The sequence below is a fragment of the Kosakonia sp. ML.JS2a genome (genome assembly GCF_025642095.1).
Lineage (GTDB): Bacteria > Pseudomonadota > Gammaproteobacteria > Enterobacterales > Enterobacteriaceae.
Genome location: NZ_CP106754.1, coordinates 3,351,759 through 3,375,389 on the forward strand (window position 1 = coordinate 3,351,759; position 23,631 = coordinate 3,375,389).

General features: G+C 54.3%; 18 protein-coding genes. 10 read left to right on the forward strand and 8 right to left on the reverse strand.

Going from position 1 to position 23,631, the window contains the following annotated elements; genetic code table 11:
* Positions 1–4 precede the first annotated feature (4 nt).
* Together N7922_RS15995 and rlmKL are read right to left on the reverse strand one after the other, a co-directional pair.
* Positions 5–1,912 (reverse strand): ABC transporter ATP-binding protein, encoded by a 1,908-nt coding sequence (locus tag N7922_RS15995; protein ID WP_263097258.1) that lies wholly within the window; start codon positions 1,910–1,912, stop codon positions 5–7.
* 12 nt (positions 1,913–1,924) lie between these two features.
* Positions 1,925–4,033, reverse strand: coding sequence for a bifunctional 23S rRNA (guanine(2069)-N(7))-methyltransferase RlmK/23S rRNA (guanine(2445)-N(2))-methyltransferase RlmL (gene rlmKL, locus N7922_RS16000; RefSeq protein ID WP_263097259.1), 2,109 nt, complete (start codon positions 4,031–4,033; stop codon positions 1,925–1,927).
* A 100-nt stretch (positions 4,034–4,133) separates the two neighbouring features.
* Between rlmKL and N7922_RS16005 the strand changes: the two genes are divergently transcribed.
* Positions 4,134–5,243, forward strand: coding sequence for a YcbX family protein (locus tag N7922_RS16005; protein ID WP_263097261.1), 1,110 nt, complete (start codon positions 4,134–4,136; stop codon positions 5,241–5,243).
* Here the strand turns inward: N7922_RS16005 and zapC are convergent.
* Together zapC and pyrD are read right to left on the reverse strand one after the other, a co-directional pair.
* Complete coding sequence (zapC, locus tag N7922_RS16010) at positions 5,240–5,782, reverse strand: cell division protein ZapC (RefSeq protein WP_263097262.1); 543 nt, start codon at positions 5,780–5,782, stop codon at positions 5,240–5,242. The genes N7922_RS16005 and zapC overlap by 4 nt on opposite strands.
* Before the next feature lie 169 nt (positions 5,783–5,951).
* The gene (pyrD, locus tag N7922_RS16015; protein WP_263097263.1) at positions 5,952–6,962 is read right to left on the reverse strand and encodes a quinone-dependent dihydroorotate dehydrogenase; all 1,011 of its coding nucleotides are present in this window, start codon (positions 6,960–6,962) and stop codon (positions 5,952–5,954) included.
* A 249-nt stretch (positions 6,963–7,211) separates the two neighbouring features.
* Between pyrD and ssuE the strand changes: the two genes are divergently transcribed.
* The 5 genes from ssuE to ssuB are packed head-to-tail and all read left to right on the forward strand — an operon-like array spanning position 7,212 to position 11,464.
* Entirely contained in the window at positions 7,212–7,787 is a 576-nt protein-coding gene (gene ssuE, locus N7922_RS16020; protein WP_263097264.1) for an NADPH-dependent FMN reductase, read from the forward strand.
* A complete protein-coding gene (locus tag N7922_RS16025) occupies positions 7,780–8,751 on the forward strand; it encodes a sulfonate ABC transporter substrate-binding protein (RefSeq protein WP_263097265.1) in 972 nt (323 codons plus the stop codon). The genes ssuE and N7922_RS16025 overlap by 8 nt, the downstream gene beginning before the upstream one ends.
* Positions 8,748–9,893 carry an FMNH2-dependent alkanesulfonate monooxygenase gene (gene ssuD / locus N7922_RS16030; RefSeq protein WP_263097266.1) on the forward strand — a complete coding sequence of 382 codons (1,146 nt, stop codon included), beginning with the start codon at positions 8,748–8,750 and terminating at the stop codon, positions 9,891–9,893. The genes N7922_RS16025 and ssuD overlap by 4 nt, the downstream gene beginning before the upstream one ends.
* 9 nt (positions 9,894–9,902) lie before the next feature.
* Entirely contained in the window at positions 9,903–10,691 is a 789-nt protein-coding gene (gene ssuC, locus N7922_RS16035) for an aliphatic sulfonate ABC transporter permease SsuC (protein ID WP_263097267.1), read from the forward strand.
* Positions 10,688–11,464 carry an aliphatic sulfonates ABC transporter ATP-binding protein gene (gene ssuB, locus N7922_RS16040; protein ID WP_263097268.1) on the forward strand — a complete coding sequence of 259 codons (777 nt, stop codon included), beginning with the start codon at positions 10,688–10,690 and terminating at the stop codon, positions 11,462–11,464. Before ssuC ends, ssuB begins: the two co-directional genes overlap by 4 nt.
* A 78-nt stretch (positions 11,465–11,542) precedes the next feature.
* Here ssuB and pepN read toward each other — a convergent pair whose 3' ends face one another.
* On the reverse strand, positions 11,543–14,158 hold the full coding sequence (pepN, locus tag N7922_RS16045) for an aminopeptidase N (RefSeq protein ID WP_263097269.1): 2,616 nt from the start codon (positions 14,156–14,158) through the stop codon (positions 11,543–11,545).
* Positions 14,159–14,423: 265 nt separating this feature from the next.
* On the opposite strand from pepN, the gene pncB reads away from it, so the two are divergent.
* The 4 genes from pncB to N7922_RS16065 all read left to right on the forward strand — a co-directional run bounded on the left by pncB (position 14,424) and on the right by N7922_RS16065 (position 20,256).
* Complete coding sequence (pncB, locus tag N7922_RS16050) at positions 14,424–15,626, forward strand: nicotinate phosphoribosyltransferase (RefSeq protein WP_263097270.1); 1,203 nt, start codon at positions 14,424–14,426, stop codon at positions 15,624–15,626.
* A 159-nt stretch (positions 15,627–15,785) separates the two neighbouring features.
* On the forward strand, positions 15,786–17,186 hold the full coding sequence (gene asnS / locus N7922_RS16055; RefSeq protein ID WP_263097271.1) for an asparagine--tRNA ligase: 1,401 nt from the start codon (positions 15,786–15,788) through the stop codon (positions 17,184–17,186).
* Between the two features lie 609 nt (positions 17,187–17,795).
* Positions 17,796–18,878, forward strand: a complete 1,083-nt coding sequence (locus tag N7922_RS16060; protein WP_317633842.1) for a porin — start codon at positions 17,796–17,798, stop codon at positions 18,876–18,878.
* 187 nt (positions 18,879–19,065) lie between these two features.
* Positions 19,066–20,256 (forward strand): amino acid aminotransferase, encoded by a 1,191-nt coding sequence (locus tag N7922_RS16065; protein ID WP_263097272.1) that lies wholly within the window; start codon positions 19,066–19,068, stop codon positions 20,254–20,256.
* Positions 20,257–20,298: 42 nt separating this feature from the next.
* On the opposite strand, the gene N7922_RS16070 is transcribed toward N7922_RS16065, so the two are convergent.
* The 3 genes from N7922_RS16070 to ldtD form a co-directional block, all read right to left on the reverse strand.
* Positions 20,299–20,946: an MBL fold metallo-hydrolase gene (locus N7922_RS16070; RefSeq protein WP_134318369.1), complete on the reverse strand. Its 648-nt coding sequence runs from the start codon at positions 20,944–20,946 to the stop codon at positions 20,299–20,301.
* 27 nt (positions 20,947–20,973) lie between these two features.
* Positions 20,974–21,522, reverse strand: coding sequence for a YcbK family protein (locus tag N7922_RS16075; protein ID WP_263097273.1), 549 nt, complete (start codon positions 21,520–21,522; stop codon positions 20,974–20,976).
* A 188-nt stretch (positions 21,523–21,710) separates the two neighbouring features.
* Complete coding sequence (gene ldtD / locus N7922_RS16080) at positions 21,711–23,522, reverse strand: L,D-transpeptidase (protein WP_263097274.1); 1,812 nt, start codon at positions 23,520–23,522, stop codon at positions 21,711–21,713.
* Positions 23,523–23,631 lie beyond the last annotated feature (109 nt).

The window sequence follows — 23,631 nt, forward strand, 5'->3', positions numbered from 1 at the left end:
CCTTTTATGCGCCGTTTTTTAGAGCCTCCAGGTACTCCCAGCGTTCAAACGCGTCTTCCAGCGCCTGCTCCGCCGAAGCCATATCAGCTAAGACTTTCTGCGTATGATCATGCGGCTGACTAAAGAAGGCGGCATCCGCCACCTGCGCCTGCAGAGATTCCAGCTCAGCTTCCAGCTGTTCCAGCTTCTGCGGCAGTTGTTCCAGCTCACGTTGCAGGTTATAGCTTAGTTTGTTGGTGCTTCGTTTGACAGTTTCTGCTTTGGCGACCGGCGCTTCCGTATTTTTTTTCACGGTTGCCTGTTTTTGCGCCTGCGAAGCAGACTGCTGACCGCGCGCGTCGTGATAACCGCCAACATACTGACCAATGCGTCCTTCGCCTTCGAAGATCCAACATTCGGTCACGGTATTATCCACAAACTGGCGATCGTGGCTGACCAGCAGCACCGTGCCCTGATAGCTGTCGATCAACTCTTCCAGCAGTTCCAGCGTTTCAACATCCAGATCGTTGGTCGGTTCATCGAGGATCAACAGGTTACTGGGTTTCAGGAACAAACGCGCCAGCAACAGGCGGTTACGCTCCCCACCGGAAAGCGCGCGCACCGGCGTCATCGCCCGTTTTGGATGGAACAGGAAGTCCTGCAAATAACCCAGAATGTGGCGCGGTTTACCGTTGACCATGACTTCCTGTTTGCCCTCGGCCAGGTTGTCCATCACGGTTTTTTCCGGATCCAGTTCCGCCCGGTGCTGATCAAAGTATGCCACTTCCAGCTTGGTGCCCACATGCACGCGCCCGCTATCCGCCTGCAACTGGCCCAGCATCAGTTTCAGCAATGTCGTCTTACCACAGCCGTTCGGGCCGATAAGGGCAATTTTGTCGCTCCGCTGGACCTGCGTAGAGAAATCGCGCACCAGCACCTTTCCCTCAACCCCGTAGTTGACGTTTTCCATCTCAAAAACGATTTTGCCGGAGCGGGAAGCTTCTTCCACCTGCATTTTCGCGCTGCCCATTACTTCCCGGCGCTCGCTACGCTCACGACGCATCGCTTTCAGCGCACGAACACGGCCTTCGTTACGGGTACGGCGCGCTTTGATACCCTGACGGATCCAGACTTCCTCCTGCGCCAGCTTGCGGTCAAACTCGGCATTTTGCAGATCCTCAACGCGCAGAGCCTCTTCTTTATCCAGCAAATATTGGTCGTAATCGCCAGGGTAAGAGACCAGCTTGCCGCGATCGAGGTCGACAATGCGCGTCGCCATATTGCGAATAAATGAGCGGTCATGGGAAATAAAGATGATGGTGCCGCCAAACGATTTCAGGAACCCTTCCAGCCAGTCGATAGTTTCGATATCCAGATGGTTAGTCGGTTCGTCGAGCAGCAGCACGCGCGGGGCGCTGACCAGTGCGCGACCTAACGCGGCTTTACGCAACCAGCCGCCGGACAACGAGGAAAGCGCCATATCCGCGGTCAGACCCAGCTGCGCCAGCACCTCGTTAATGCGGTTTTCCAGCTGCCACAAACCGTGATGATCCAGCAGCTCCTGCACCCGCGCCAGCTCGGCAAGGTTTTTGTCGCTTGGATCGCTCATCACCAGATGCGAAATATCGTGATAACGCTTGAGGTATTCAGCCTGCTCTTCAATGCCCTCAGCGACAAAGTCGTATATGCTGCCCGTGACGTTGCGCGGCGGATCCTGTTGCAGACGCGCCACCACTAAATCCTGCTCATAAACGATGCGTCCATCATCCAGGTTGACTTCCCGGTTGAGGATCTTCATCAGCGTTGATTTACCCGCCCCGTTGCGCCCTACCAGGCACACGCGTTCGTTTTCTTCGATATGCAACTCTGCATTATCGAGAAGCGGCGCATCGCTGAACGACAGCCACGCGCCATGCATACTGATCAATGACATTTACTTATCCTTTCAGGCTGCGGTAATCAGCCAGCAGTTATGGATTTGACGATTGCGGGCAAAGTCCTGCGACTGCGTTTTTTGGGTGATTTCTTGTGCCTTCAGCCCCAGTTTCGCCAGCCCGTCGAGATCCATACGGAAACCGCGTTTGTTGTTGGAAAACATAATCGTGCCGTCCTTGCGCAGCAGGCGTTTCAGATCCTGCATCAGGCGCATATGATCGCGCTGCACATCAAACGAGTCTTCCATGCGTTTAGAGTTCGAGAAGGTCGGCGGATCGATAAAGATCAAGTCAAACTGCTCATCAGTATCGCGCAACCAGCCAAGGCAGTCCGCCTGAATCAGACGATGCGCACGCCCGCTAAGGCCGTTGAGGCGCAGGTTGCGTTCCGCCCACTCAAGGTAAGTGCGGGACATATCCACGGTAGTGGTGGAACGCGCGCCGCCTAAACCTGCGTGTACGCTGGCGCTACCGGTATAAGAGAACAGGTTCAGGAAATCCTTACCTTTACTCATCTGACCCAGCATACGGCGTGCAATGCGGTGGTCGAGGAACAGGCCGGTATCCAGATAATCCGTCAGGTTGACCCACAGACGAGCGTTATATTCGCTCACTTCCATAAAGTCGCCCTTCTCGTTCATCTTCTGATACTGGTTGTTGCCTTTCTGCCGCTCACGGGTTTTCAGCACCAGTTTATTCGGCGCAATGCCAAGTACCTGAATGGTGGCAGCGATAATATCGAACAGACGTTGGCGCGCTTTCTGCGCATCCACGGTTTTCGGCGGCGCATACTCTTGCACTACCACCCAATCCGCGTAGCGATCGACTGCCACGTTGTAGTCCGGTAAATCGGCATCGTACAGACGGTAACATTCGATACCCTCCTGACGCGCCCACTTCTCCAGTTTTTTCAGGTTTTTACGCAAACGGTTAGCGTAATCTTCCGCCATCGCCGGGGCTTTCGCTTCGCCGGTATTTTCCGCCAGATGGTAGTTTTTCTGCACGCAATCCAGCGGGCCATTCTTGGCTTTGAATTGACGCTCCGCGCGCAACTGCAGGCAATTGAGCAAATCGACCGAGGCACTGAACAGCGACAGGTTCCAGCCGCCGAACTGCGCTTTCAGCAAGCGCCCCAGCAGACTGTGCAGCGCAATCAGCGCCGGCTCGCTTTCCAGACGCTCGCCGTAAGGCGGGTTGCTGATGACCGTACCGTACGGACCTTTCGGCAGCGGATTACTCAGTTGGGCGACATCTTTTGCCTCAAAGGTGATCAGTTCGCCCACCCCGGCACGACGGGCGTTTTTACGGGCAATTTCGACCACGCGCGCGTCGTTGTCGGAGCCATAGAAACGGGATTCATAACCGGCAATCCCCTGACGGGCGCGGGTTTGCGCCTCGGCTTTCACCTCTTGCCACAGCACGTCATCGTGCTGCGCCCAGCCGCTAAAACCCCAGTGACCACGATGCAGACCCGGCGCGCGATCGGTTGCCGCCATCGCGGCTTCAATCAGCAATGTACCGGAACCGCACATCGGGTCCAGCAGCGGCGTACCCGGCTGCCAACCAGAACGCATCACAATCGCCGCCGCGAGGTTTTCTTTGATCGGCGCCATACCGGTGCGATCGCGGTAGCCGCGTAAGTGCAGGCCTTCGCCGCTCAAATCGAGAGAGATATTCGCGGTGTCCTGATTCAGCCAGACATTAATGCGCAAATCCGGCATGTCACGTTCCACATTCGGGCGCGGAAGATTTTTACGGGTGAAGCTGTCGACGATGGCGTCTTTCACTTTCAACGCACCGTACTGGCTGTTACGGATCTCATCATTCAGGCCGCTGAAATGCACCGCGAAGGTCGCGCCCGGGTTAAAAATCTCTGTCCAGTTAATCGCCTGCACGCCGAGGTAGAGATCAAGGTCGCTATAAACCTTGCACTCTCCAAGCGGCAGCATAATGCGCGAAGCCAGACGACTCCACATCAGGCTCTGGTACAGGAGCCGTGTGTCACCTTCAAAATGGACACCACCCTGAACAACACGGCACTCTACAGCACCGAGTTTTTCCAGTTCAGTTTTTAACAGCTCTTCCAGCCCACGGGCCGTACTGGCAAACAGAGAAATCATAATGTCACTTATACTCAACGAAAATTGTTGCGCATTATAGCTAATCTGGCGTTCATGTCATAAAGTTGAGGGCTAATTTTCGTCTGACAGGGGGCAAGACGTGCCGACTCTTTCACGTCTTTTTATCCATCCGGTGAAATCCATGCGCGGTATTGGTCTGACGCATGCTGTAGCCGACATTAGCGGTCTCTCGTTTGATCGCATTTTTATGATCACCCAGCCCGATGGCACCTTTATTACTGCCCGCCAGTTTCCGCAGATGGTGCGCTTTACGCCATCGCCGCTGACGGATGGTCTGCATCTGACCGCGCCAGACGGCAGCAGCGCAGTGGTCCGCTTTGCTGATTTTGCGCCCGATGCCGCGCCAACGGAAGTCTGGGGCAACCATTTTACCGCGCAGGTTGCTCCCGATGAGATTAACCGCTGGCTGAGTCACTTTTTCTCACGTGATGTCCAGCTTCGCTGGGTTGGGTCGACGCTGACCCGCCGGGTAAAGCGTCACGATGACGTCCCGTTATCCTTTGCGGATGGTTTTCCCTATTTGCTCACCAACGAAGCTTCGCTGCGCGATTTGCAGCAACGCTGCCCGGCCAGCGTCAGGATGGAGCAATTCCGCCCTAACCTGGTGGTGACTGGCGCGCAGCCGTGGGAAGAGGACAGCTGGAAAGTGGTGCGCATTGGCGATGTGATTTTTGATGTGGTGAAACCGTGCAGCCGCTGCGTGTTTACGACTGTCAGCCCGGAGAAAGGCCAAAAACACCCGACCGGCGAGCCATTAACAACGCTGCAAGGGTTCCGAACTGCGCAGGACAATGGCGACGTGGATTTTGGGCAGAACCTGATCGCCCGCAATAGCGGTGTGATCCGAGTGGGTGATGAGGTCGCTATTCTGGCTACCGCTCCGGCCAAAATATACGGTGCCGGCGCTGTGGCGGAAACGTTGTCGCCGGAAGTTCAGCCGGAAGGTACAGTGGACATCAGTTGGCAGGGGCAGACGTTTCGCGGCAACAACCAGCAAGTGCTGCTGGAACAGCTTGAAAATCAGGGGATTCGCGTGCCCTATTCCTGCCGGGCTGGCGTTTGCGGATGTTGCCGGATACGGCTAGTGGAAGGTGAAGTCAGCGCCATGAAAAAATCGGCCGTCGCGCAGGATGGTTCGATTCTCTGCTGTAGCTGTATACCGAAGACGTCGCTGCGGCTGGAGGCTTAAACCGCCTGTTCGTAGCGAATGCCAGCGGCGTTCATTTGCGGCTTCAGGCGATCGTTCATGATTTTGATCGCATCGCCAAGCTGCATTGTGCGCCCGGCAATGACCACGCCCGGCTGCGCCAGCAGACAGAGCGCTGCATTTTCGCCCGGTTCCACCACCAGCAGATTGACGCACTCCTGCGTGTCGCTCAGCCAGACGCAGGCCCCTTCCCCCGTCGCAGGCGACCAAAGTTCGCCGTGGGATAAAAAGTGCCAGCTTTTCGGCATTTGCGGTTTCAGGAAGCGAATGGCGACCAGCGCATTGAGCACCAGCTCTGCACGTTGCTCATTGGATAAATCAAGATCGCGGCATTTTTCATCGAAAGAGAAATAGAGCGCCGCATCGTCGACACAAAAACCTGAGGGCGAAAAGGCATCCGGCGTCAGCATCTTACCGGCAAACCGCGAACGAAATAACATGCCATTGGCTAAGTCGAGCATCATACGGTCATGCTCGTCATCAAAATACCAGCGCCAATTGTCGTCAGGTTTAATTCGCATTGTCCTCTCCCGTCCCCATAAACATCCTGTTACTTTTTCATCCTTTTTGTCGCCCCGGTTATTACCCTAATAATGAAAGACTAAAATGTTTAAATTAGCAACAGTGACGGAATATAAAACAACCAGGGCGGGAAATAAAGCCCTGGCGGTTCAGTAAAAGGAAAAAAGATTAGATATGGGTGACAATTTCTTTAATCAGCGGCGGGCCTTTAAAAATAAAGCCAGAATAAATTTGCACCAGCGTTGCGCCTGCGGCCACTTTCTCGCGCGCAGCGATCACCGAGTCAATGCCGCCGACGCCGATAATGGGTAACTGCCCCTTTAATTCCTGAGACAAGCGGCGAATTATTTCAGTACTTTTTAATTGTAATGGACGGCCGCTTAAACCACCGGTTTCATCACAATGTTTCATTCCCTGCACGAGGGATCGATCCAGCGTCGTATTGGTGGCGATAACACCATCAATATTGTGACGAACTAAACTGTCCGCCACCTGGATCAATTCTTCTTGTGAAAGATCCGGTGCGATCTTCACTGCCACCGGCACATATTTATGGTGGCGATTTTGCAGATCGTTTTGCTTATTTTTAATTGCCGTGAGGAGATCATCCAGCGCTTCGCCATATTGCAGAGTACGTAACCCCGGCGTATTTGGTGACGAGATATTAATCGCGATATAGCCTGCATAAGCATAGATTTTCTCCATACAAATCAGGTAGTCATCTTTACCCTGCTCGACTGGCGTATCTTTATTTTTGCCGATATTGATACCGAGTACGCCATCAAAATGCGCTTTCTTAACGTTCTCGACCAGGTTATCAACGCCGAGATTATTAAAGCCCATCCGGTTGATCAGACCTTCGGCATCCACCAGACGGAAGATCCTCGGTTTGTCATTGCCCGGCTGTGGCCGTGGCGTCACGGTGCCAATTTCAATGGAGCCAAACCCCATCGCCCCAAGTGCATCAATGCATTCGCCGTTTTTATCCAGACCCGCCGCCAGTCCAAGCGGATTCTTAAAGGTCAGGCCCATACATTGTACCGGTTTCTCCGGTACACGCTGGCGTACAAGCGCTTCCAGCGGTGTGCCCGTGACACGGCGTAATTGTTGAAATGTTAATTCATGAGCGCGCTCTGGATCTAGCTGGAAAAGGGCTTTACGAACGAAGGGATAGTACATGAACTCTCCTGGATTCCCGGTGTGCAAACCGGGGGCGTATTATCTGCGAAACCCCCGGCAAATGGAATTGACCTGCGGCAAAAAAAGCTGATTTGGCGCAATCGTTTTCCCTTCCCCTCTCCGCTTTATGCAATTTTTGGCAATTTTTCTTCAAATAAATCATTTAGTGGAATAAATCGCCTCTGTCACACTGCTTTAAATTGTTATGAATGTTACTTAAAAGCAAACAATTAGTTATAAGGAGCTACTATGCGCGTTGTCACTCTCGCCGGAAGTCCGCGCTTCCCGTCCCGCTCCAGTGCGCTGCTGGAGTATGCTCGTGAGCGTCTGAGCGCCCAGGATATTGAGGTCTGCCACTGGCACTTACATAACTTCGCGCCAGAAGATCTGCTGTATGCCAACTTTGATAGCCCGGCGTTACAAACGCTTATTGAACAGTTGAAAAGCGCAGATGGCTTGATCGTCGCTACCCCCATTTATAAAGCCTCATTTTCCGGCGCCCTGAAAACGCTGCTGGATTTACTCCCCGAACGCGCACTGGAAGGCAAGGTGGTTTTACCGCTGGCGACCGGCGGAACCGTGGCGCATATGCTGGCAGTGGATTACGCGCTGAAACCTGTTCTCAGCGCGCTCAAGGCGCAGGAGATCCTGCATGGCGTGTTTGCTGACGACAGCCAGGTGCTTGATTATCAGCATAAACCCAGCCTGATTCCCAACCTGCAAACCCGTCTTGATAGCGCACTGGAAACCTTCTGGCAGGCGCTGCACCGCCGCGATATCCAGGCACCGGATTTCCATACGACACAAGGAGTCGCTCATGTTTAGCGCTTTCAGACATCGCGCACAATGGCTGGCGATCGGCGGGCTGTTGACCGTATCCGGTTGGGTACATGCCGCCGAACCTGCACCGGATGGGTTACGCATTGGCTATCAGAAAGGCAGCGTCAGTATGGTGCTGGCGAAAAGTCATGAATTGCTGGAAAAACGTTACCCGAATACCAAAATATCCTGGGTGGAATTCCCGGCTGGCCCGCAGATGCTGGAGGCGCTCAACGTCGGCAGCATTGATCTTGGCAGCACTGGCGATATTCCGCCGATTTTTGCCCAAGCTGCTGGCGCGGATCTGGTCTATGTCGGCGTGGAACCTCCTAAGCCGAAAGCGGAAGTGATCCTGGTGGCGGAAAACAGCGCCATTAAAACGGTCGCCGACCTGAAAGGGCATAAAGTGGCGCTGCAAAAGGGTTCCAGCTCCCATAACTTGCTACTGCGCGCCCTGCAAGAAGCCGGACTGAAATTTACGGATATTCAACCTGTCTTCCTGACACCGGCCGATGCCCGCGCAGCCTTCCAACAAGGGAACGTCGACGCCTGGGCCATCTGGGATCCGTACTATTCCGCCGCCCTGTTACAAGGCGGCGTGCGAGTGTTGAAAGATGGCACCACGCTGAAGCAAACCGGCTCCTTCTATTTAGCTGCCCGCCCCTATGCAGAGAAGAATGGCGCCTTTATCCAGGGCGTACTGGACACCTTTAGTGAAGCGGATGCCCTCACCCGCAGCCACCGTGACGAAAGTGTCGCGCTGCTGGCAAAAACCATGGGATTACCGTCGCCCGTTATCGCCACCTATTTTGATCACCGCCCCCCAACCAGAATCGGGCCGGTAAACGAGGCAACCGCCGCACTGCAACAGCAAACGGCCGATCTGTTTTATGCCAACCACCTGCTACCGAAGAAAGTGGATATCCGTACCCGCATCTGGCAGCCAACCCAACAAGGAGCCAAGTTATGAGCCTGAATCTGTTCTGGTTTTTGCCTACCCACGGAGACGGTCACTACCTGGGGACCGATTACGGTTCCCGACCGGTGGATCATGCCTATTTACAACAAATTGCCCAGGCGGCGGATCGTATAGGATTTAGCGGCGTACTGATCCCAACCGGGCGCTCCTGTGAAGATGCCTGGCTGGTGGCCGCCTCCCTGATCCCGGTAACCCAGCGTCTGAAGTTCCTCGTCGCCCTGCGTCCAAGCGTCACCTCCGTCACCGTCGCCGCCCGCCAGGCCGCCACACTGGACCGCCTGTCTAACGGCCGGGCGTTGTTTAACCTCGTGACCGGTAGCGACCCGCAGGAGCTGGCAGGGGACGGTGTGTTTCTTGATCATACTGAACGTTACGCAGCATCCTCAGAATTTACCCATGTCTGGCGTCGCCTGCTGGAAGGCGAGACGGTCGATTTCCAAGGCAAACATGTTCATGTGCGCGGCGCGAAATTATTTTTCCCCCCCGTACAGCAACCGCGCCCGCCACTCTATTTCGGCGGTTCATCGGATGTGGCGCAAGATCTGGCCGCGGAACAGGTCGATCTCTATCTGACCTGGGGCGAGCCCCCCGAACAGGTCAAAGAGAAAATTGCCCAGGTGCGCGCCAAAGCAGCGGCGCACGGGCGTAACGTTCGCTTCGGTATTCGCCTGCATGTGATCGTGCGTGAAACCACCGCCGAAGCCTGGCAGGCGGCAGACAACCTGATCTCGCATCTGGACGACGAAACCATTGCCAAAGCGCAGGCGGCCTTTGCACGCCAGGACTCCGTCGGCCAGCAGCGTATGGCGGCGTTGCATAACGGTCAACGCGGCAACCTTGAAATCAGCCCCAATTTGTGGGCGGGCCCAGGTCTGGTGCGCGGCGGCGCAGGGACGGCGCTGGTGGGTGACGGTCCAACGGTGGCGGCGCGCATTAACGAGTATGCGGCACTGGGAATAGACAGTTTTATTCTTTCCGGTTATCCGCATCTGGAAGAGGCGTATCGGGTGGGTGAGCTGCTGTTCCCGCATCTTGATGTCGCTATCCCGCAGATCCCGCAACCGCAATCGTTGCAGCTTCAGGGCGAGACGGTGGCGAATGAGTTTATCCCGCGAAAAGTGGCGCAAAGCTGAGGAATCATCATGGCTGCACAGAACAGCGGGTTGCTGCGTATCGCACCGTGGTTACTGCCCATCGGGATTGTGATCGTCTGGCAAATCGCCTCATCGACTGGCTGGCTCTCTACTCGCATTCTTCCGTCACCGGAAGGCGTGCTGGAAGCCTTCTGGACGCTGAGCGCAAGCGGAGAACTGTGGCAGCATCTGGCCATAAGTTCCTGGCGTGCCGCGATTGGCTTCTCTATTGGCGGCAGCATCGGGTTGACGCTGGGGTTGATAAGCGGTCTGTCGCGTTGGGGAGAACGGCTGCTGGACACCTCTATCCAGATGTTGCGTAACATCCCGCATCTGGCATTGATCCCCCTGGTGATCCTGTGGTTTGGCATCGACGAGAGCGCGAAAATATTCCTCGTCGCGTTGGGTACGCTGTTTCCGGTGTATATCAATACCTGGCATGGGATCCGCAATATCGATCGTGGACTGGTGGAAATGGCGCGCAGCTATGGATTAACCGGTTTTGCGCTCTTTATCCATGTGATCCTGCCGGGTGCCCTGCCCTCTATTATGGTCGGCGTGCGCTTTGCCCTTGGCCTGATGTGGCTGACCTTAATTGTGGCGGAGACGATTTCAGCCAATGCGGGCATTGGTTATCTGGCCATGAACGCACGGGAGTTTCTGCAAACCGATGTGGTGGTGGTAGCGATTATCCTCTACGCCCTGCTCGGCAAACTGGCTGATGTCAGCGCGCAACTGCTGGAGCGCCTGTGGTTACGCTGGCATCCGGCTTATCATGAGAAGGAGGCAAATGCATGACGACCGCCCGACTCACTCAAGGGATCCCCTTGTTATTAAATAGCGTAAACAAGCACTACGGTGATAACGCCGTATTGAAGGGGCTGGATTTACACATTGCTGCCGGGCAGTTTATTGCCGTGGTGGGGCGTAGCGGCGGAGGCAAGAGTACCTTACTGCGCCTGCTGGCCGGCCTCGAATCCCCAAACAGCGGTGAACTGCTGGCGGGAAACACGCCACTGGCGCAGATCCAGAATGACACGCGAATGATGTTTCAGGATGCCCGCCTGCTGCCGTGGAAATCGGTCATCGATAATGTCGGTCTGGGTCTGAAAGGGGCCTGGCGCGAGGCCGCACAACAGGCACTCCGGTCAGTGGGGCTGGCGCAGCGCGCAACGGAGTGGCCTGCCGCGCTCTCTGGCGGGCAAAAACAGCGCGTAGCACTGGCGCGTGCGCTGGTGCATCAGCCCGGACTGTTGCTGCTCGATGAACCGCTTGGCGCACTGGATGCGTTAACACGTCTTGAGATGCAAGCGCTGATTACGGAACTGTGGCAATTACATGGGTTTACGGTCGTACTGGTCACGCACGATGTCAGCGAAGCCGTGGCCATGGCCGATCGCGTCCTGCTGATTGAAGAAGGGAAAATTGGCCTGGATTTGGCCATCGATATCCCCCGCCCGCGCCGGACAGGCTCACTCAGGCTGGCGGAGTTAGAAGAAACAGTACTGAACCGGGTCATGCAACGCGGCGAGTCAGAAAGTATGGTTGCGCCACAAACCCGCCACGCCTGAAAGCATGTCGTCTTAGCCGTTCGGAAGGCGACATTGACAGGCCCGGAAAGCGTTGCGCTACCGGGCCTGGTTGCCGGACTATGCCAGCGCTTTACTGACTTTCTCGTACAGATCGCCGGACAGGTTCGGCAATGCTTTTAACTGCTCCAGCGCTGCGCGCATCAACGCCTGACGTTTGGCGTCATAACGTTTCAGGCGGATCAGCGGCTCAATCAGACGCGACGCCACCTGAGGGTTGCGGCTATTAAGCTCAGTCAGCATTTCGACCAGGAACTGATAACCGCTGCCATCCTGCGCATGGAATGCCGCCGGGTTGCTGCCGGCAAAAGCACCGATCAGCGAACGAATGCGGTTCGGGTTGCTCAGGCTGAATGAACGGTGTTTCAGCAAACCACGCACTGTTTCCAGCACATTGCTCGCCGGGCTGGTAGCTTGCAGGATAAACCACTTGTCCATCACCAGACCGTCATGATGCCATTTGTCATCATATTCCTGCATCAGCGCATCGCGGCACGGTAACTGTGCGGCCACAGCGGCTGAAAGCGCCGCCAGCGCATCGGTCATGTTATCGGCGTCGTGATACTGCTGACTCACCAGTTTGTCGCCCAGTTGTGCATCGCCAAAGGCCAGGAAGCGCAGGCAGGTATTACGTAACGCGCGCTTGCCGATATCCGCATGCTCCACCTGATAGTGGCTCAATTTGTTGGCGTTATACACAGCAAGGAACTCGTCCGCCAGCTCAGTGGCAAGCGTACGCGTCAGCGCTTCACGCACGGCGGTGATCGCGGAGGGATCGATAACCTCAAACAGTTCGGCAATCTCATTCGCTGATGGCAGCGTCAGGATCTCGGCAGCAAGAGCCGGATCGATGACCTCGTCGAGCAGGATCGCGCGGAAGGCATCGGCCACATGCAGCGGCAACGACAACGCCTGCCCCTGCTGATGACGTGCAACATTCAGCTTGATATGCGTGGCCAGCAGGCTTTGCGCTGCATCCCAGCGGGAGAAATCGTTGCTGGCATGGCGCATTAAAAACGTGAGCTGCTGATCGCTCCATTTATATTCCAGTTTCACCGGCGCAGAGAACTCACGCAGCAGTGACGGTACCGGCTGGAAATAAACATTATCAAAGACAAACGTTTGTTCCGCCTGCGTCACGTTCAGTACGTGGTGTACCGGATGACCGCCTTTTTGCAGCGGGATCACCTTGCCTTCGTTATCGTACAACTCAATATCGAACGGGATATGCAGCGGCTGCTTATCTTGCTGCTCTGCCGTTGGCGGCGTGCGCTGGCTGATGGTCAGCGTGTACTGCTCGGTATTCGGGTTGTAGTCATCCTGCACCGTCACAATCGGCGTGCCCGCCTGACTGTACCAACGACGGAAATGCGAGAGGTCGATATTGGAAGCATCTTCCATCGCCTGCACGAAATCGTCACAGGTCGCAGCGCTGCCATCATGGCGCTCAAAATAGAGCTGCATCCCTTTCTGGAAGTTCTCTTCGCCCAGCAGCGTGTGCAGCATGCGGATCACTTCAGCACCCTTTTCGTAGACTGTCAGGGTATAGAAGTTGTTCATTTCAATGACTTTGTCCGGGCGAATCGGGTGCGCCATCGGGCTGGCGTCTTCCGCAAACTGCATGCCGCGCATGGTGCGCACATTGCTGATGCGGTTAACCGCACGGGAGCCGAGATCGGAACTGAACTCCTGATCGCGGAACACGGTCAGCCCCTCTTTCAGGCTAAGCTGGAACCAGTCGCGGCAGGTGACGCGGTTACCGGTCCAGTTATGGAAATATTCATGACCGATAACACGCTCAATATCGAGGTAATCTTTATCGGTCGCGGTATCCGTCCGGGCCAGAACATATTTCGAGTTGAAGATGTTCAGCCCTTTGTTCTCCATCGCCCCCATATTAAAGAAGTCGACGGCAACGATCATATAGATGTCGAGATCGTACTCCAGCCCGAAGCGATCTTCGTCCCACTTCATGGAGTTCTTCAGCGACGTCATCGCCCACGGCGCACGATCGAGATTACCGCGGTCAACATAGAGCTCCAGCGCCACTTCACGCCCGGAACGGGTGGTAAAGGTGTCGCGCAGTACGTCAAAGTCACCGGCAACAAGAGCAAACAAATAGCAGGGTTTCGGGAACGGATCCTGCCACTGAACCCAGTGACGGCCATCGCTCAGCTCACCCTGATCAACACGGTTGCCGTTCGACAGCAGGAACGGATAGCGGGTTTTATCGGCAATCAGTTTGGTGGTAAATCGCGCCAGCACATCCGGACGATCGAGATACCAGGTAATGTGACGGAAACCTTCCGCCTCACACTGGGTGCACAGCGCTTCGCCAGACTGGTACAACCCTTCCAGCGCGGTATTCGCCGCCGGGCTGATTTCATTGACGATACGCAGGGTAAAACGATCCGGCAGGCCATCAATGACCAGTTGGTTGCCTTCTTCTATTTTATAGTTCGACCATGGGGCATCGTTCACATGGAGAGAGAGCAATGTCAGCTCGCCGCCATCGAGGCGCAGCGGTACGACAGAGGCGCTATGGCGAGACACTTTACTCAGCGCGGTGACGACCGTTTTGGCGGCGTCGAGCTCAAAGGTCAAGTCAATATCGCTAATCAGGTAATCCGGCGCACGGTAATCGTGGCGGTATTTGGCTTGTGGCTGTTGTGTCATAAAAAACCTTTAGCATCTTCTGTTTGGTTACGACTCCAGTCTATTCCGGTTGCGGAAAACGCGCCACGCAGAATGTTCATCTTTTCAGAGGGAAAAGCTCTGGTTTGCTACATTCTGGCAACAGGAGGCACGAAATGCCATCGACCCATTCCGTGCGATATGGTGTGATCGGGGTTCAATAACCTGGTAAACAAGGTATACTCCAGCGACGACCTGCTTTGTTTATTGTACTAAACGCTCCTGTAAGAGGATGCTACTGCGCACCATGACTCAACTCGCTTTCCCTGGTCTGCAAACGCTGCTGGATACCGACGCTTACAAGCTGCACATGCAGCAAGCGGTGTTCCATCATTATTACGATGTGCACGTTTCAGCAGAGTTCCGCTGCCGTGGCGACGATCTGCTCGGCATCTACGCTGACGCGATCCGTGAACATGTGGATGCCATGCAACACCTGCGTTTGCAGGATGACGAGTACCACTGGCTGTCCGGCCTGCCTTTCTTTAAATCTGACTATCTCAACTGGTTGCGCGACTTCCGTTACGATCCGCAGCAAGTCGCTATTAGCAACGACAACGGCAAGCTCAACATTCGTCTCTCCGGCCCATGGCGCGAAGTGATCATGTGGGAAGTGCCGCTGCTGGCGGTCATCAGTGAAGTGGTGCATCGCTGCCGTTCACCTCAGGCAGGCGTAGAGCAGGCTCTGCTGCATCTGGAAGAAAAACTGGCGGATTTTGCTGTGCGTACGGCCGGAAAGGATATGTCCCGTTTTCGCCTGATGGATTTCGGCACCCGTCGCCGTTTCTCCCGCGATGTTCAGCAGGCGATTGTTAAACGACTGCAGCAAGAACCGTGGTTTGTTGGCACCAGTAATTACGATCTGGCGCGCCGGTTGTCATTGACGCCAATGGGAACCCAGGCACATGAGTGGTTCCAGGCGCATCAGCAAATCAGTCCAAATCTCGCCACCAGTCAACGCGCTGCGCTGGCGGCCTGGCTGGAAGAGTATCCAACGCAATTAGGCATTGCGCTGACCGATTGCATCACCATGGATGCCTTTTTACGCGATTTTGGCCCGGAGTTCGCTACCCGTTATCAGGGGTTACGCCATGACTCCGGGGACCCGGTGGAATGGGGGGAGAAAGCCATCGCCCATTACGAGAAACTGGGAATTAACCCCCTGACAAAAACGCTGGTGTTCTCCGATAACCTCGATCTGAACAAAGCGCTCGATCTGTATGGCCACTTTGCCTCACGCGTTAACCTTAGTTTTGGTATCGGCACCCGCTTAACCTGCGATATTCCCCAGGTGAAGCCGCTGAACATCGTGATTAAACTGGTGGAGTGCAACGGTAAACCGGTGGCGAAATTGTCCGACAGTCCGGGAAAAACCATCTGCCATGACAAGGCGTTCGTCCGCGCACTGCGTAAAGCATTTGACCTGCCCCAGGTCAAAAAAGCCAGCTAATCTCCAGGGAGCCAGACGGCTCCCTTCTTTTTGCCGACAATTTATTAATTGTTCCTGCGAATTCTGCTTGTCTGATGGCGTATGCCAGGTAACATAGATATCCCCCCTTATCGGGCGGACAAGTGTTTATTTTTTCCGACTATTAACAGAGAGAATATTATGAGCGTTGTGCCTGTAGCCGACGTATTCCATAGCCGCGTTGCCGTTGACAGCGAAGTCACCGTACGCGGATGGGTACGCACCCGCCGAGATTCTAAAGCTGGTATCTCCTTCCTCGCCGTTTACGACGGCTCCTGCTTTAATCCTGTACAGGCCGTTATTAATAATTCTCTGCCCAATTACAATGACGAAGTACTGCGTCTGACCACCGGCTGCTCCGTTATCGTCACCGGCAAAGTTGTGGCTTCGCCGGGCGAAGGCCAGAGTCTGGAAATTCAGGCAACCCACGTTGAAGTGACCGGCTGGGTTGAAGATCCGGATACCTATCCGATGGCAGCGAAACGCCACAGCATCGAGTATCTGCGTGAAGTCGCGCATCTGCGCCCGCGTACGAACCTGATCGGCGCCGTCGCACGCGTTCGTCATACGCTGGCGCAAGCGCTGCATCGTTTCTTTGATGAGCAGGGTTTCTTCTGGGTTTCCACGCCGCTGATCACTGCTTCCGATACCGAAGGCGCGGGTGAGATGTTCCGCGTTTCCACACTGGATATGGAAAACCTGCCGCGTACGCCGGAAGGCAAAGTAGATTATGACAAGGATTTCTTCGGTAAAGAGTCTTTCCTGACCGTATCGGGTCAGCTCAACGGCGAAACTTACGCCTGTGCGCTGTCGAAAATCTACACCTTCGGCCCGACTTTCCGTGCGGAAAACTCCAACACCAGTCGCCATCTGGCGGAGTTCTGGATGCTGGAGCCAGAAGTGGCTTTTGCCGATCTCGATGATAACGCCCGTCTGGCTGAAGCGATGCTGAAATATGCGTTCAAAGCCGTCCTCGATGAACGTATGGATGACCTGAAGTTCTTCGAAGAACGCGTCGACAAAGATGCCATTGGCCGTCTGCAGCGCTTTATCGCAGCAGATTTCGCTCAGGTGGATTACACCGATGCGGTAGCCATTCTGGAGAAATGCGGCGAGACGTTTGAAAACCCGGTGTACTGGGGTGTCGATCTGGCTTCTGAACATGAACGCTATCTGGCTGAGAAGCATTTTAAAGCGCCGGTCGTCGTGAAAAACTACCCGAAAGATATCAAAGCGTTCTATATGCGCCTTAACGATGACGGGAAAACCGTGGCGGCGATGGACGTGCTGGCGCCGGGCATCGGTGAAATCATCGGCGGTTCTCAACGTGAAGAACGTCTGGATGTTCTGGATGCCCGTATGGCTGAAATGGGGCTGAATAAAGAAGACTACTGGTGGTATCGCGACCTGCGCCGTTATGGCACGGTGCCGCACGCCGGCTTTGGTCTCGGTTTTGAGCGCCTGATCGCCTACGTTACCGGCGTACAGAACGTCCGTGACGTGATCCCGTTCCCGCGCACACCGCGCAGCGCGACATTCTGATCGATCAGATAAGAATGAAGGCCAGCCTGAGCGCTGGCCTTTTCTTTATCTCTGCCGCATCAACCTGTGTTCACAACGCAGACACATTTTTACTCACTTCCTTACCTTCCCGTTCATTTTCTGCACCAAATTGGGCTGAAACCACTCTGTACAAAAAATCAACAGCGATGTTATTGCAACTTTTTGCCTTCGCTTGCTTTCGCACTTTTGGTTAAAAACAGAACAGCTATCCGGATGGCTAAATCACGTCATAAGAAAAAACAGGATGAGAAGGGTTTCTGAATAAGAAAAGCTGTTATCTCAATTAAACATAAGCAATTCATATAAATAGGAATGAAGATGCTGTTTTTAGCAGCAGTCAGTCCGGAATTATGAAGTGGTTCACAAAGTTCCCTAAAATTAATAAATTCTTACACAATATTTCTTTTTGTTACCGCTTTAAGACATTTGTAGCACTTTCAGGGTAGCGAAACGCTGACATGTTTGGAAAGATGCCTTTCAGACACAGAAAGACACCAAACTCTCATCAATAGTTCCGTAAATGTTTATTGACGGAATTTATTGGCGGCAGTGGCAGGTGTTAAAAAAAACCAATGAGGGTAATAAATAATGATGAAGCGCAATATCCTGGCAGTGGTTATCCCTGCCCTGCTGGTAGCGGGTGCAGCTAACGCTGCAGAAATCTATAACAAAAACGGCAACAAACTGGACTTCTACGGCAAAGCTGTAGGCGAGCACATTTGGACCACCAACGGCGCAACCGGCAACGAAGACACCACCTACGCTCGTGTGGGTTTCAAAGGTGAAACTCAGATCAACAGCGAACTGATCGGTTACGGTCGTTGGGAATACAACATGGATGCCTCCAGCACTGAAGGCAGCCAGGACACTAAAACCCGTCTGGCATTTGCTGGTCTGAAAGCCGGTGACTTCGGTTCTTTCGATTACGGTCGTAACTACGGCGCTATCTATGATGCTGAAGCAGCAACTGACATGCTGGTTGAGTGGGGCGGCGATGGCTGGAACCACACTGACAACTTCATGACCGCTCGTACCAGCGGTGTTGCAACTTACCGTAACTCCAACTTCTTTGGTCTGGTTGACGGCTTGGGTCTGGCTCTGCAATACCAGGGTAAAAACGAAAGCTCCAGCCGCGATGTCAAAAAACAGAACGGCGACGGCGTAAGCACCTCTGTGACTTACGATCTGGGCGCTGGTTTCGGCGTTGCTGCAGGTTACTCTTCTTCTAACCGTACTGTTTCTCAGAAAGCTGATGGTAACGGTGACAAAGCTGAAGCGTGGGCAACTTCTGCTAAATATGACGCTAACAACGTGTATGCAGCAGTTATGTACTCTCAGACCTACAACATGACTCCGCAGGAAGATGATTCCTTCGCTAACAAAACTCAGAACATCGAAGCTGTTGTACAGTACCAGTTCGATTTCGGTCTGCGTCCGTCCGTTGGCTACGTACAGACCAAAGGTAAAGACCTGGCTGCACGCGGTAACTTCGCTGGCGGCGACGCTGACCTGACCAAATACATCGAAGTGGGTACCTGGTACTACTTCAACAAAAACATGAACGTATATGCTGCATATAAGTTCAACCTGCTGAAAGAAAACGATTACACCCGTGCAGTTGCTCTGGCTACCGACGACCAGGCTGCTGTTGGTATCGTTTACCAGTTCTAATCAGTCCCCCCTCGACTGTTATATGCATATCAAACAGGGCTACGGCCCTGTTTTTTTATGTCTGCGATATAAAGAGTGATGACTTTTGAAAAGTATCGCGCTTTTTATCGCAAACGGTTGGCAATTCCCGTATCTCCCGTTAACCTGATAGCGGATCTCCCTTCTGTCATCAAAATGGAACCTCGTCATGTTTGAGAATATAACCGCCGCTCCTGCCGATCCTATTCTGGGTCTGGCCGATCTGTTTCGCGCCGATGAACGCCCCAATAAAATCAACTTAGGGATCGGCGTCTATAAAGATGAAACCGGCAAGACCCCGGTGCTGACCAGCGTAAAAAAAGCGGAACTTTATCTGCTGGAAAATGAGACCACCAAAAATTACCTCGGCATCGACGGTATTCCTGAATTTGGCCGTTGCACCCAGGAACTGCTGTTCGGCAAAGGCAGCGCGATTATCAACGACAAACGTGCACGCACAGCACAAACCCCAGGCGGTACCGGTGGTCTGCGCGTAGCGGCGGATTTCCTCGCCAAAAATACCTCTGCAAAACGCATATGGGTAAGCAACCCAAGCTGGCCGAACCATAAAGGCGTCTTCAACTCTGCCGGTTTGGAAGTGTGCGAATACACTTACTACGACGCACAGAATCACGCGCTGGACTTCGACGGTCTGCTGGCCAGCCTGAATAACGCACAAGCGGGCGACGTGGTGCTGTTCCACGGCTGCTGCCATAACCCGACCGGTATCGATCCAACGCTTGAACAGTGGGAGACGCTGGCGAAGCTGTCCGTCGAAAAAGGCTGGCTGCCGCTGTTTGACTTTGCTTACCAGGGCTTTGCCCGCGGTCTGGAAGAAGACGCTGAAGGGTTGCGCGCATTTGCTGCGCTGCATAAAGAGTTTCTGGTTGCCAGCTCCTTCTCGAAAAACTTTGGTCTGTACAATGAGCGTGTCGGTGCCTGTACGCTGGTCTGTGCTGATGCGGAAAGCGCCGATCGCGCCTTCAGCCAGATGAAATCAGTCATTCGTGCGAACTACTCTAACCCACCAGCGCATGGCGCTTCCGTGGTGGCGACGATCCTCAGCAATGAAGCCCTGCGCGCAATCTGGGAACAGGAGCTGACCGATATGCGCCAGCGTATCCAGCGTATGCGTCTGCTGTTTGTGAATACGCTGCAGGAGAAAGGCGCGGATCGTGATTTCAGCTTTATCACGAAACAGAATGGCATGTTCTCATTCAGCGGCCTGACCAAAGATCAGGTGCTGCGTCTGCGTGAAGAGTTTGGTATTTACGCTGTGGCATCCGGGCGTATTAACGTCGCGGGCATGACGCCGGACAATATGGCGCCGTTGTGTGAAGCCATCGTTGCAGTGCTGTAATCAGCGCTGAAAAAAAGGGTCGCCACGGCGACCCTTTTTTATTTACCAGACTGGAAGCTCATCCTGCAAGAACGGGTTATGCAGCCGTTCATCACCCAGCGTCGACAGGGGGCCATGACCGGGAATAAAGGTCACGTCATCGCCAAGCGGCAACAGTTTACGTTTGATGGAGTCAATCAGTTGCGCATGGTTGCCCTGCGGGAAATCGCTGCGCCCTACACCGCCTTTAAACACCACGTCGCCGGAAATCAGTAAACGCGATTGCGCGTCAAAGAACACCACGTGACCCGGCGTATGCCCCGGGCAGTGCAACACCTGTAAACTCACTTTGCCCACGCTGACCGTATCGCCTTCATCCAGCCAGCGATCCGGCGTCAGTGGCTGACAATCATCAAGGCCGAACATCCGGCTCTGCGCCGGTAAGCCTTGCAGCCAGAACTCATCTTGTTTTTCCGGGCCGATAATGGGCACACCATAATGCTGTGCCACTTCAGCCGCCGCGCCAACGTGATCAAGATGACCATGCGTCAGCAGGATTTGCGTAAGCGTCAGGCCGGAAGCATCCACTTCCTGAATAATACGCTCAGCATCACCGCCGGGATCGACCACGGCGGCGAGTTGGGTTTGTTCACACCAGACAAGCGAACAGTTCTGGGAGAATGCGGTAACCGGAATAATACGATAGTTCATGCTGCTCCTGTAGCTCAGGCCTGAGGTTTACCAGTGCCGAAGCGGCCCGGTATCAATATGCACAAAATTGCTGCTGGGGTAATATCCTACACCACCCGCGCGTAGAGATAACGCAGCTTTGCGAATATTGCTCAGAGAAATCCCTTCGATATGGAAATCCATGGCCTGGCCTTTGGTGTGATAACTTTTTTTCGCTACTCCACGGCTGTGCTCGCGAAGTTCATTATTGGTATCAACAGAACGATAACCAGAAACGAGTTGCACAGGTTTGCGTGTTCCTAACAGCCCCTGCAGACGATATAGCTGGTCAAACAGACCAGGATCGATGCTTTTGATCTTATTCGCGCGGTAATCACGGAAAAAGTGGTTAAGTTTTGCTAATTCATCCTGAATATAGCCCCTGCCGTCGAAAAACTCGGCTTTAATAGATTCTCCGGTATGAAGATTATTAAGCGTCAGAATACGCGGGCGCGGAGTAGAAAGGGTGGCAAATGCCTGCGTCGGCAGGAAGGATGCGCCGAGAGCGACTCCACCTAACGCAAGCAGTTTGCGACGATTAGCGTCAAATTTATCCATGATAATCAGGTCTTCAGGCAACATAAAATTGAACGTAATTTATGCACTTTTATGCGCACGAGAGGCACCTTACCGGGCATCAAAGTCCACGTCAAGGTTGCCTCATCCCAGCAAATACGGGCTCTGTAGCTTACCTGGCCCGTTTTTCACCTTTTCTTACGACAACGTTATTTTACGAACTGCTTCATTTACCTGATTAATTGCTCCGCTTTTGGCAGGATTTGTGCGCCGGATCGCGCCGTCAGATCATAATTGTAAATATCTGTACGATACTGCGTGCGGCCATCAGCTCCGACAAACGCCGTCAAATAATAGAAATTGACCGGAATATCCTGACGGATATTAACGTAACGGGTATCCCCCTGCTTTAACGCATCGGAAATGCGCGTGTCATTCCAGCCCGCATCCTGCAGCAGCATATTCGCCAATTCAGACGCTTTATTCACGCGCACACAGCCTGAACTCAATGCCCGCGCCTCTTTCTGGAACAGGTTATGGTTCGGTGTATCGTGCAAATAGATGGCTTCAGAGCTCGGCATATTGAACTTATAGCGACCCAGCGAGTTCTGCGCACCAGGTGCCTGCTGGAACCGGAAAGGCAGGTTTGATGGTGTAATCGTCGCCCAATCCACCATAGAAGGATCGATCGCTTCTTTGCTGTTCCAGCCGCGCAGCACGGTATAGCCATGGCGTTCAAGGTAGCCTGGGTCATTCCACACCTTCGGCAGAATGTCTTTTCGCGCCAGCGTTGGCGGAACATTCCACGGCGGGTTGACCACGACATTATTCAGCGCGCTGCTCATCATCGGCGTCTTACGATCGGGTCGGCCGACAATCACCCTCGATGCCAGAACCTGGTTACCGTTCAGGTAATAAACCAGCGAATATTCCGGAATATTCACCATAATTCCGGTCGCGAGATTACCAGGCAGCAAGCGGAGGCGTTGAATATTCAGCGCCAGCACAGCTGCGCGTTGCGCCGGGCTGACGTTAAGCCAGTCACGCGTTGACTGACCGATCACGCCGTCCGCATGCAGCCCCTGCCAGGACTGAAAACGTTTCACCGCCTCGACCAGTTGACGATCATAGGGACCGCGCGCCGCAGCCGCTGCGTGCGTTTTTTTCACCGGTTGAGCCGACGGGCTAACAGCGACATCATCTCCCGGCAGCGCAATGTTGGGACCGCCGTCCAGCATACCGGTACGCTGCAAAATTTCGCGCAGCGCAGCGATGTCGTTGCTCCACTGACCGGGGCGCAGGGACGCGGTATCTTTTAATTGCGGCCACGGGCGCGCATCGGCCACCAGCGACAGCAGCGACTGGTGCATTGCGGTATATTGCGGGTGATGTGGAGCAAGGCTAGTGATGAAACCGGGCAGCGTGCCCTTATCCAGCGCCAGCTGCCACTGATTGATAACGGAGAGAGCCGGCGTCGCCAGCGTGTAGGGTTTGTCGCTGTAGAGCCAGCGCTGGCCCTTAGCCTGAATACCTTCAACAAAATGCAGATACCCCAGCATGGCATCCGACAGCACGATATCGCGCGCCAGACCGGACACCCCAGGATCGGTTAACAGCTCAACCCAGGTGGTAAATTGCGGCTGAAAACCGGCAATCGCCACTTCCGCCAGTTGTTGCTGAAACGCCTGCACCGCATCGCGGTTGTCCCACATGGGTTTTTGCCCCCGCGCGGCATAGAGCGCAGCGAGCTGATTCATATAGAGCGGCGTCCAGTTCGCGGGTAATTGCGACTGCAACTGCGCGCGTACCGCCGCGACGGAAACACCGGCAGGATAAGGCGCGACGCCTGCCATCATTGCCGTCGCAGGCGACTGTTCCAGCGGTTGTGCAAGGACTGTCGGTTGATCGCCCTGCGTGGCTGAGCTATCAACAGGTATCACTTCAGGCTCATCGGCCTGCACACTAAACAGCGGAGCGAATGCAAATGCCAGACACAAACTCAGCGCCGACATTCGACGACCATACAACTTCTCAAGCAACATCCCTTGCCCCCTGTTTCTCTCACATTGCGCATGACAAATTCGTCAGCTTTCTATCAGTATATAAACAGCAAAAACCATTTGCCTGACCTGGTGTAAAGAAGTTTAAAGA